Below are 10,550 nucleotides of genomic sequence, written 5' to 3'. Positions count from 1 at the left end.
GTGTTCATCCGTGGTAATCAGTTTTATTTTATTAATCGATGGAAGGATGAATCAAGTCTTTTGGATCATTTCGCAGTTGCCGTCAAATACTACTCCATCGGCTATTTGCAATTTGGCGGTCTTGATATTTCCGACGACTTTACCTGTTCCCTGCATTTCCAAACGCTCTGTAGCAATTACATTTCCTGTGACATGACCGGCTACTACTACAGTATGCGCTTTGATATTAGCACGAATAACTGCACCTTCACTAATGACAAGAAATCCATCCGATACAATTTCTCCTTCGAACTCACCAGAAATTTGTAGAGGCTTTTTGAAAGTTAGAATTCCATTGAAATAGGTATCTCTTCCTAAAATTGTGGAAATCGTTCCATGCTCAGTAACTAAAAAAGAATTATTTTTTTTCATCATGATTATTTACTTCTAGATTATTTTGTTTTCATTATATAAACTCCGTCCCAATCAGCAGGCGGAGGTGTTTCTAAAAATTCTTTGCATCTCTTGATATACATTAAAGATGGACCATCATCTGGTATAATATCTAAGCCTTTCTTAAAACTGTCCAAGGCTTCTTTGAACTTTCTATCTTTATAAAGCGTTAATCCCTGATTGTAGTGAACTAAAACTTCTTTCATTTCTGTTGTAATCATATGGTCATTCCCTTTCTATTTGCAGTAGAGTATCACGACTGCAGTTGCGTATTCATCAGTATGGCTTATGGAAACCGAAATTTCATTATATCCCTTTTGTAAGAATAATTCTCTTGCTTTTCCATGCAATGCAAGATTTTTTTTTCCAAAAAAATTTCCACTTAACTCGATTTCTTTCATTTCCAATGCCTTTCCATTTTCCAATTCAATTGCCTTGATAAAAGCCTCTTTGCAAGCAAAACGAGCACTCAAATGCGGAATTGGATTCTTTTTAGATAGACAATATTCCACTTCGTCTTTGGAGAAAACTTTTTCAAGAAATCTTTCCCCAAATTTATCGAAGGTATCTTTAATTCTACCATTTTCTACAATATCATTTCCCACGGAAAGAATCATTTTCTATCCTCCGGTAAATCCTCAGGATAAAAGACTTCATCCGAGGTTGTGGGTGAATCCTTTTTATCTTTTTCCAAAATTCCAGGCTTTACTTTGTATTGAAGATTAATCTTTTCAGGCATCACTCCTAAAATTTCAATGTTCTTCAAATCCGGTGATTTTACAATTCGCACTTTTGCTAACACGGGTAGAGAATTAGGAGAAATCTTTTTTGTCTTTCTATCATAAACATAATTACATGGAACGCTCGCCTGTATTCCTTGAATCACTTGAATGCTATTGACTTTTGTAGTCGAGGAAAATTTAATCGAAACCTCTTCCACTGATAAATCTACATCGAGAGCCGGGTCTAAGTATTCACATTTCACAGGCAACTGAACAATGATCTGATCTCCAATGTTGGACAGATCACGAATGATATTAACACGAAGTTGAAACTCTTTGATATTTCCAGCAAGCCCCAGACCTTTTTGAAACTCTGGAATTCGTATCGTGCGCGTAAAAGATTCTGTTGCCTCTTTAAGAGAAATGGTAGGCAAAACAAACTTAGACATTTTTTCAACGACTGTTTTAGGTCCTGTCACTGTGATGGTGGAAGGCTTTATAGAATGAGAAGACCGGACATAGCCCTGCGGCAAATCATCATCAAACGCTATATCAACGGGCATCGTTTTTGAAGCTAGTAAATCCACTCCGATATTAAGCTTGGGTCCGAGCATAGTGACTTTAATTCCACTCGAAGGAGTTCCCCATATCTTTTTCACTTCGTATTGATTTTCTCCAAGAGTCAATTCATTTGGATCTACAACTACTTTCATAAATTGAGAATGATAATTTACTAAATCTCTAAATCCTTCTACTTTAATCTGGTAAGTTTTTTCATTATTCTTAGAATAATAAAGACTACCGGATAATCGAGGGTATTCGATGGGTACGTTTATATTTTTTACGAGCACTTTAGCATTTTGCAAATTCATATAGAAGATAATGGCGAGTAATATAGAGCCAATCTTTGCTTGCCAAAAATGAAAGAGTCTCAATTGCTCACCCCTTTTTCTTTCTTGGGATATTTATCAGTGAGTAGCATCTGCAATTGATTTTTTAATTCGAATGATTTGATTGGATGATGCATCTCTCCATCTTTGCAAAGAGAAATTTCTCCTGTCTCTTCTGATGTAACAATAACAACCGCATCTGTTTCTTCTGCCAGTCCGAGCGCAGAACGATGCCTTGCCCCTAGAGTAGAATTTCCAAGACTATTACTCATCGGCAAATACGATGAAGCCGATGCGAGACGATTCTGTTCAATGATGACAGCACCATCGTGAAGAGCAGAATTCTTTTTGAAAATAGTTAGAAGTAAACTAGAAGAAATCACTGCATCTAGTTGAACCGATTGCTCTATGATGTCTTTTAGGCTAATGTCTTTTGCAATGACAATAATCGAGCCTGTTTTATCTAGAGCCATCATCTTGACCGCTTCTACTATTTCATCCAATTCATAATTTGGTTTTAACAAGAATAGTTTAACAATTCGAATCTTCGAAAGCTCGCCCAAATTTCTTCTAAGCTCGGGCTGCAATAAAACAATGACAACAAATATGATGGCAGGTTTTATATTCACAATGAGCCAATCGAGTAATTCTAACTGAAAGTAACTAGCCACAAGTCCCATGATATAAAATACACCTACACCGATTAATAGCTGTAAGCCGCGAGTCTTACGAAGCATGATGTAGATTTTAAAGAAAATATAACTTACAATGAGTATATCAACCGTAACCGCTATTGGCGATAGGTTGTTATAATCAATGTAAAGTAAGGACTGAAGATAATCCAAATTATTAAATTCCTAAGACATCAAACATATGAAAAGAGCCAATCTTTTGCTCATAGATAAACTCCGCCGCTTTCACTGCACCAACAGCAAACGTGCGTCTGTCCCTTGCCTTATGAGAAATCTCAATTCGTTCATCTGGAGAAAAAAAGTAAGCAGTATGATCTCCAATTACTTCGCCTGCTCTCATAGAATGAATGGTAATCTCTTTTGCATCTCGCTCCCCATATTCAGTTCCATGACGACCATAGCTTACATCTGATTCAGTGCGACCAAGTGTAGAAAGTAAAACTTCTTTTAATTTCATAGCAGTTCCAGAAGGAGAATCTTTTTTGTGCCTGTGATGAATGTCTAGAATTTCAATATCATACTCATCTCCCAAAACACGTGCAGTCATCTCAGCCAATTTAAAAAGCAAATTGACTCCAACAGACATATTCGGGGATTGCAAGATTGGAATTTGCACAGAAGCTTCTCGAATCCTTTGTAAGAATGCTTCGTCAAGTCCAGTAACTCCAATGACAAGCGGTTTCTGATACTTTACCGCTAATTCTAATATTTTTTTTGTATTCTCTGCGGCACCGAAATCAATGATTACATCTGCCCCCGCAATAGAGTCTTCTACATTGGCAGTGTATACTTTCCCCATCTCTCCAAGACCGGCATTTACCCCAACATCTTTTCCAATCAGAGGAGAATTGCCTCTCTCCACTGCGGCGAATAATGTAGAGTTTGCGCTCTTGGATAAAACCTGGGTAATGGATACTCCCATTCTACCCCCGGAACCAATTAATGTTACATTCAGTTTACCTTTTTTACTCATAGCCTAAGCTCCGTAAATGGAAGATTTGTTTTTTTAGTTCATCAGCCTGTGCACTCGCAGTCAAAGTAGTCATTGGCAAACGGAGAGTATTCTCAGAATAACCGAGCCAATGCATAGCTGCCTTAACTGGAATTGGATTGGTTTCGCAAAACACAAGGCTAAAGACAGAAAGTAGTTCGTAGTGAATTTTTCTTGCACCTTCCAAGTCACCTTTTAAGAATGAAGCTACCATAGAAGACAATGTCTTTGGAAATAAATTAGATACAACGGATACTACCCCTTTACCTCCAATAGCAAGTAAGGGCAAAGTAAGATTATCATCTCCCGAAAGAACAGACATTTTAGATCCAACTGCTTGAATCGTCTTTGCCATTTGCCCCAAATCACCTGTGGCTTCTTTAATCGACTTGATATTTGGAATATCAGAAAGCCTTTTGATTGTATCGGGCAATAGATTAACAGCCGTTCGCCCCGGAATATTATAAAGCATAACTGGCTTTGTAGATACTTCTGCAATCTTCTTGAAGTGCAAAAAAAGCCCTTCTTGAGTAGGCTTATTGTAATATGGATTCACAGACAATACTCCGTCTACTCCATCTTTACAAGCTCGCTCGGTAAGATGAATCGCCTCGGAAGTAGAATTAGAGCCTGTGCCAGCAATAACCAATATTCTCTTGTTCACATACTCTACTGTCTTTTGAATCAATTCACTGTGCTCATCATAATCCAAAGTAGGAGACTCACCTGTCGTTCCACAGGGCACAACCCCTGCAACACCAGACTGAATTTGCGCATCTAAAATGCGAAAAAAGCTGTTATAATCAATTTTATCATCTTTAAAAGGCGTGATAATCGCCGTAAATACACCTTGAAACATATAAATAGAGTTTTAGGAGTGAAGCTTTTTGGCAATTAAAAACTTTTTTCGAATCCCCTGATTGTATAGATATTGCTAAGCTCTATAGATTTAATCCCCTTTGCGAAAGGGGATGACTTCCCCTGATTGTATCGATATTGCTGAACCTTGTAGATTCAGTCCCCTTTGCGAAAGGGGATGACTTCCCCTGATTCTTTAAAGATTACCACCGATGGACACGATAAAAGATACGATGTTTAACTAAAAAAATGGGGATGCTTTCACAGTCCCTAAAAAATGATATTATAGTTGGCAAAACTATTATAACATAAGCAGCTTGGTCAAGGCACTCAATTTGGAGATGGATATGAGGAATCATCCTTCTATCTTTGCTGCTGTATCGCTTGGAAATATCCAGCGCAATTCCAAGTCTGTCAAAAATAAAGAAGCGAATGATAACACGAAAAACTTACCTTCTTATTTAGGAAGAAGGCTATTCCTTGTTAGCCTGCTCGTTGGTATTATTCTTATCGTTGTTGCGTCGCTAAAGAACTCAGACCAGACTGAAGAAGAGCAATTAGCTGTCTTACAAGCTAAGATAGAAAAACACATACCATTAGAAAAATACGAAAAAGAAGCCTATTGCGATCTACTTTGGAAAGTAAAACAGGTAAGATTATGTGCTTGCCAAAAGAATTTTATAAAGGATATTGGGAGTTTAACAGGGTATCCAATTCAAGAACATGATTTAGACTGGAGAGGTTCTGGAAAAACATTCGAGGAAGCGTTGCAAGAGGCTTTCAGGAGAACAAAAGCAGATATTTCTAAGTTTCAACCCAAGCAATGGGCGAAAGATATTAATGGAAAGTCTGGTGTTGTTGAATGGAAGGGATTTGGTGGAGCAGAAGTTAGCATTGATGCGCCGCACAAATTAGAGGGTTCAGATGTATTTCATATTGGATATAAATCCTCTGGCAAAAAAGAAGACAGGATAAAGGGTCATATCTTTTTAGATTGTGTACCTTATTTCAGGAATGCAAAATGATTAACTTTGTAAAAGAAAGCATCAATGAAGCTTTACATACAACAGGGTATAAACTAACAGAAATGTCTAGTTTAAAATCCGTGTTTTTTCGTCAAAAAGTCTGGGATACTTTTACGGATGGAAAATACCACTACGCTCTATGGGAATCAGCTGCTGAACATGGTGGTTTTAGTGTCTGCGATGCTAATGCATGGAAATGGCTAGATGAATTTCTATTACCCAATGAATTTTATCTTTTCTTTGATAAAGGGGATGATTCCACAATTTATATTTTTCCAGAAAACCAATCTTTCACTAAATTTCAAACTGAATTTCCTGATTATATTTTTTATATCACTAATGAAAATCTAGACTTCTTAATCTATCAAAATGATAGTGATTACCTTCGTTGTATCGGCACCGCCGAGCCTTGGCTTCGCAATAAAGTTAAAGAACTTTCCAAGACAGGTTGGGTCGATATGGAAGGAAAGAGTTATTTGTAATTTAGTAAATTTTTTAGCACTCATCGAACTTTTAAAAAAACCTATTCACTAAAGATGACAATCGTTTTTTGAAGTAAAACGTATTTTCCCTCTTGACGTAAATAATTACAGAAATACCTTCTATTTTGTCCTAGTATTAGACTAGGATAGCAAGTAGTTAGATGCTACACAAGCAAGGAAAGCCATGCCAAAAGACAAACTAGTTCACAATTATGAAGTAGAGCAATATGTTCACGCGGACAAGACAAGGTTAAACAATCCTGAAATCGGTCTTGTGAATCCTGATAAAGAACAGAAGAATCCGACGAAAAAGCAAAAGCTGCTCTCGATTGGGTAAAGGCTGTTAACTCCCAAGCATCCTTCGGCAAATGGCGTTATGCCGTTGCTTATCAAAGAGAAGAGATTGATGATATATTAGAGAAAGGGTTGTGGGATGGAGGAGAGTGAAAATGCAAAATAAAATAATAGTCTTTGAAAGCAAAAGCATCAGGCGGATTTGGTTTAACGAAGAATGGTATTTTTCCGTAGTGGATATTGTGGGAGTATTGACAGATAGCTTAGATGCCAAGGATTATTGGTATAAGATGAAAATTAGAGTTCAGTTGGAAGATGGACTTGAGTTATCGACAATTTGTCGACAACTGAAACTCGAAGCAAGCGATGGCAAAAAATACAAAACGGATTGCTCTAATGCACAGGGACTATTTCGTATTATCCAATCTATTCCTTCTCCTAAAGCAGAACCGTTCAAACAATGGTTAGCAAAAGTTGGTTATGAACGAGTGCAAGAAATCGAAAATCCCGAGCTTGCACAAGAAAGAATGAAAGAATTATACGAACAAAAAGGTTATCCCAAGGACTGGATTGATAAACGACTTCGAGGGATTGCCATTCGTCAAAATCTTACCGATGAATGGAAAGAGCGAGGTGTTCACTCCGAGAAAGATTATGCAATTCTCACTTCTGAAATTTCAAAGGCTACTTTCGGTTTAACTCCCAATGAATACAAACAAGTAAAAGGTTTAACCAAGAAGACACAAAATCTCCGTGATCATATGACAGACTTAGAGTTAATCTTCACAATGCTCGGGGAAAAAGTCACTACAGAAATTTCTAAAAAAGAAAAGCCAGATACATTTGATAAGAATAAAAAAGTAGCCAAACGTGGCGGTAGTGTAGCGGGTAACGCACGTAAACAAACCGAAAAGGAATTGGGCACAAGCATTATTACGAAAGATAACTTTTTGCCTTTAGAGAAAAAGAAATTGCGTGGGAAGAAGTAATGTATAGACAGCAAAAAAAGTGAGGATTAAATCATATGGCAAAAATAATTTCAATTGTAAACTTTAAAGGTGGTGTAGGAAAGACTACCATTACAGTGAACTTAGCAGCAGCGCTTGCAAAATTTCATAACAAAAGAGTTTTAATTATAGATATGGATCCACAAATGAATACGACTGGATATTGCTTGAATCTAAATGAAAGATGGGATTTCATTCAATCGAATCGAAGAAATATTTATTTTGCAATGTTGGACTGGGTAACAAAAGGAACGTCTTCTTTTAATATAGACAATTACATTATAAAATCAGTCTTTGAAGAGAAAGGCAAACAAATATTACCCACACTAGATTTATTGCCTGGAGCAGTAGACATGATTGAAGCTAATAAAATTTATAGGGCACAAAAGAATAAAGGGCTGATGTGGGAATTTATTCTATCTGATATAATTAAAACAACGAACGATTATGATTTTATTTTAATAGATACTTCTCCCAGCTTAGGTGGTGAGACAAAGAATGCGATTATTGCAAGTCATGGATTTATCGTTCCCTTTACTCCTGAACCATTTGTTCAATTAGGCTTAGAGGTTTTAATAAAATGCCTTCACCAAATATCTTTTAAACACGAAACATATAAAAAAATTCATCTACAATTTTTAGGTGTTGTATTCACAAAATATATGTCAAGGCTTACCATTCATAAAAGCTATATAAATAATTGTATAGAAAGACTCTCTGCGCCTCATATGATTCACTATGGCTTTAATCCAAAGATGATAATATATTTCACACCAAGCTTTCTAATAAAAGCGCGTATTTAAAATCAGTAAGAGATAATTCACCTATGTGTTTTTCAAAGGATGCAGTTGCTAGAAAAGAAATCCAAGATTTGACTGAAGAGTTAATAAATAGGATAGAGGATAATATGGAATACTAACAAGCAATTAAAAATTTAAAAACTAATATTATAAAAATAAAAGAAGGATTAGATATTTTAGATAAAAGTAGCAATCGTAAATCAACTTCCTTTATTCAAGAAATTACAAAGAGTATTAAAGACTTTGAATTTAATACAAAAAAACTAAAATTAGATTTGAAGAGTATTGGAATTGAAAGTAAACAAATTGAAAAGAACTTAAAGATGCTAAGGGTATTCTAACACAACAAGACTTTGTCGATTTACTTTCAACAGAACTAATCAATAGTAATCCTTCAAACAAAGAATTAGCGTTGCTTTTAGTTTTAGAAAAACCAGTTATCGAACTGAAAGGAATTATTGCAAAGAAGATAAAAAGCAAATACCTTCCAATTGAGTCATGGGAAGAAGAACGTATATTTAAAGAATTTGCGGATACTGATAAGTATCCAGCGAATAAAGATATTTTTACTAAGCTTCCAAAAGAATATAAACCAAAATCACTTCCTAAAAAAAGAGAAGATGTAATAAAGAAACTAGTAGAGATTGTAAAAAACACTCGTTCAGGCTATATTATGGAGAAGGTATGAATGAATCAGATATTGAAGATATTCTAGAAACTCATCCCTACTTAATCGACAAAAAATTTCTGGCTAATACTAAGTATACTTATAAAAGACAAGAAACTCAATCGAAAGATGCAAGAACAGATTTAGTATTTACCTTTGAGCAAGAAAAAGAAATTATCCTTGTAGAATTAAAAAAGACGATTCTAAAACTTCCAGACTATAAGCAAATCTTGAGATATTATAATAGGCTAAAAGCTAATTATACTTATCCTTGGAAAATTAGTGGTTATCTAATTGGATACCCTAATCCAAAGGAATTAGATTATGACAAAAGAAGTTTTAAATGGTTGAAACTTCTTTACTTAGAAAAAGATATTCCAATTCAAATTAGAATTTGCGAAAAATGCAGAAAAGCAAATTCCTCTATTTCTTATGAATGCAAATATTGCTTTAAGAGAAGATAAATGGTATTCCTCCATTCAGGACGTATTATTGGTATTAACCGGTAGTAGCGATATAAAGCAATATATAAAGAAATTAAAAAGCCGCGATCCAGAACTTAGTAACTACTGGGGTACAATATATACCCCAGTTGAAATGATAGCTGCTGATGGAAAGAAAAGAAAAATCCAAGCAGCTAAAGAATGGAAGCTGCTGCTCACCAACCGACTCCAGCAGGAATCCATTCAGGAAGGCGAGCCCGACGCTCTGTCGGACAAAGGAAAGCAAATCCTGCACAGGATAAAACAATGGGTAACGAGCAGCGGAACGCCCGATGTACCACATACAAGCAAGGTTTTGAACCCAACCTAACCTTTGTAAAAAACCTATGTAGTTCAAATTTTCCTCACTTGACAGCATTGAATAGATGCATAGAATGCGTAAACAATTCGTTACTATATGAAAAACACTTGGTCAGGAGAAAAACGATGAAAAGAACTCTTCCATTTTTGTTAATAATTTTATTACTATCATGCAATAAATCAGGAGATAGCTTTTTAGAACTCTCCCTACTTTACAAGCGACTTTTAAATTTGAATAGACCTATCCTCACGTTAAATGGAAAAGCGCAAATGACGGGTTCTATCAAAAATGCAACTGTGCAAGCGAGAACTATTCCCACTAGTGGCACGGATGCGGGAAAATGCAATGGGACAGCGGGGTCGTTATTAGCAAACGGGATTACTACTTCGGGTGATTCGGACAAAAACAATGGAGGGACTTATTCTCTGAGTATGGAAAGACCGGAAGCAAATTTGGTTTGCATTGTTGTGACTCCTACTTCTGCTTCTACTACCTATTCGCCATTTCGAAGAAAAGCATTTTCATGGACAGTGCCTGAAACAGCAAGCTCCAATTCGACGCGAATGGTTTCTGTTGTTACATTCACTGCCTCGAATACTACAAGTAGCACAAGACTCAATACAAACGTAAACCCTTTAACGAATATGGGAGCGGGGAAATTTTCTTCCTTAGTAAAATATAGATTATCCGCTAACCAATTGAATCCATCTATCCATTCCAAGAATAGCGAACTAATTTTACAGACTCTAAGCAATGCCGATTTGGAAGGTTTAGCGACTACAGCGAATGAATACATTGGAGAAATATTCTTTGGCTCTAGCAAAAGTTTGATCCTTCCAAAGCAAATTTAAGTGACCCAACTTCTTCCGATTATGATTCGACGAAT

General features: G+C 36.0%; 16 protein-coding genes. 9 read left to right on the top strand and 7 right to left on the bottom strand.

Annotation, left to right across the window (positions count from 1 at the left end; translation table 11 throughout):
• Positions 1-51 precede the first annotated feature (51 nt).
• Genes IPH52_10950 through IPH52_10920 form a run of 7 tightly spaced genes read right to left on the bottom strand, consistent with a single transcriptional unit; the run spans position 52 to position 4,586 of the window.
• A complete protein-coding gene (locus IPH52_10950) occupies positions 52-414 on the bottom strand; it encodes a polymer-forming cytoskeletal protein (GenBank protein MBK7055553.1) in 363 nt (120 codons plus the stop codon).
• A gap of 17 nt (positions 415-431) precedes the next feature.
• Positions 432-653 carry a tetratricopeptide repeat protein gene (locus IPH52_10945; GenBank protein MBK7055552.1) on the bottom strand — a complete coding sequence of 74 codons (222 nt, stop codon included), beginning with the start codon at positions 651-653 and terminating at the stop codon, positions 432-434.
• A 15-nt stretch (positions 654-668) separates the two neighbouring features.
• Positions 669-1,049, bottom strand: coding sequence for a holo-ACP synthase (gene acpS / locus IPH52_10940; GenBank protein MBK7055551.1), 381 nt, complete (start codon positions 1,047-1,049; stop codon positions 669-671).
• Positions 1,046-2,089, bottom strand: coding sequence for a YbbR-like domain-containing protein (locus IPH52_10935; protein MBK7055550.1), 1,044 nt, complete (start codon positions 2,087-2,089; stop codon positions 1,046-1,048). The genes acpS and IPH52_10935 overlap by 4 nt, the downstream gene beginning before the upstream one ends.
• Entirely contained in the window at positions 2,086-2,889 is an 804-nt protein-coding gene (locus IPH52_10930; GenBank protein ID MBK7055549.1) for a TIGR00159 family protein, read from the bottom strand. The genes IPH52_10935 and IPH52_10930 overlap by 4 nt, the downstream gene beginning before the upstream one ends.
• A gap of 4 nt (positions 2,890-2,893) precedes the next feature.
• The gene (locus IPH52_10925; GenBank protein MBK7055548.1) at positions 2,894-3,709 is read right to left on the bottom strand and encodes a 4-hydroxy-tetrahydrodipicolinate reductase; all 816 of its coding nucleotides are present in this window, start codon (positions 3,707-3,709) and stop codon (positions 2,894-2,896) included.
• Positions 3,702-4,586, bottom strand: coding sequence for a 4-hydroxy-tetrahydrodipicolinate synthase (locus IPH52_10920; protein MBK7055547.1), 885 nt, complete (start codon positions 4,584-4,586; stop codon positions 3,702-3,704). Before IPH52_10920 ends, IPH52_10925 begins: the two co-directional genes overlap by 8 nt.
• Before the next feature lie 346 nt (positions 4,587-4,932).
• On the opposite strand from IPH52_10920, the gene IPH52_10915 reads away from it, so the two are divergent.
• From IPH52_10915 to IPH52_10875, 9 genes are all read left to right on the top strand, one after another.
• Positions 4,933-5,610 carry a hypothetical protein gene (locus tag IPH52_10915; GenBank protein MBK7055546.1) on the top strand — a complete coding sequence of 226 codons (678 nt, stop codon included), beginning with the start codon at positions 4,933-4,935 and terminating at the stop codon, positions 5,608-5,610.
• Positions 5,607-6,092, top strand: a complete 486-nt coding sequence (locus tag IPH52_10910) for a hypothetical protein (GenBank protein ID MBK7055545.1) — start codon at positions 5,607-5,609, stop codon at positions 6,090-6,092. The genes IPH52_10915 and IPH52_10910 overlap by 4 nt, the downstream gene beginning before the upstream one ends.
• 184 nt (positions 6,093-6,276) lie before the next feature.
• The gene (locus IPH52_10905; GenBank protein ID MBK7055544.1) at positions 6,277-6,429 is read left to right on the top strand and encodes a hypothetical protein; all 153 of its coding nucleotides are present in this window, start codon (positions 6,277-6,279) and stop codon (positions 6,427-6,429) included.
• A gap of 112 nt (positions 6,430-6,541) precedes the next feature.
• Positions 6,542-7,375, top strand: coding sequence for a phage antirepressor protein (locus IPH52_10900; protein ID MBK7055543.1), 834 nt, complete (start codon positions 6,542-6,544; stop codon positions 7,373-7,375).
• A gap of 35 nt (positions 7,376-7,410) precedes the next feature.
• Positions 7,411-8,196: a ParA family protein gene (locus IPH52_10895; protein MBK7055542.1), complete on the top strand. Its 786-nt coding sequence runs from the start codon at positions 7,411-7,413 to the stop codon at positions 8,194-8,196.
• A gap of 409 nt (positions 8,197-8,605) precedes the next feature.
• The gene (locus IPH52_10890) at positions 8,606-8,881 is read left to right on the top strand and encodes a hypothetical protein (GenBank protein ID MBK7055541.1); all 276 of its coding nucleotides are present in this window, start codon (positions 8,606-8,608) and stop codon (positions 8,879-8,881) included.
• Positions 8,878-9,324 carry a hypothetical protein gene (locus IPH52_10885; GenBank protein ID MBK7055540.1) on the top strand — a complete coding sequence of 149 codons (447 nt, stop codon included), beginning with the start codon at positions 8,878-8,880 and terminating at the stop codon, positions 9,322-9,324. Before IPH52_10890 ends, IPH52_10885 begins: the two co-directional genes overlap by 4 nt.
• Complete coding sequence (locus IPH52_10880; protein MBK7055539.1) at positions 9,293-9,673, top strand: hypothetical protein; 381 nt, start codon at positions 9,293-9,295, stop codon at positions 9,671-9,673. Before IPH52_10885 ends, IPH52_10880 begins: the two co-directional genes overlap by 32 nt.
• 116 nt (positions 9,674-9,789) lie before the next feature.
• Positions 9,790-10,515 (top strand): hypothetical protein, encoded by a 726-nt coding sequence (locus IPH52_10875; GenBank protein ID MBK7055538.1) that lies wholly within the window; start codon positions 9,790-9,792, stop codon positions 10,513-10,515.
• The last annotated feature ends 35 nt before the right edge of the window (positions 10,516-10,550 follow it).

Source organism: Leptospiraceae bacterium (assembly GCA_016708435.1).
Classification (GTDB): Bacteria; Spirochaetota; Leptospiria; order Leptospirales; family Leptospiraceae; genus UBA2033.
Note: the sequence above shows the minus strand (reverse complement) of the source record. Positions and strands in the feature narration are given on the sequence as shown.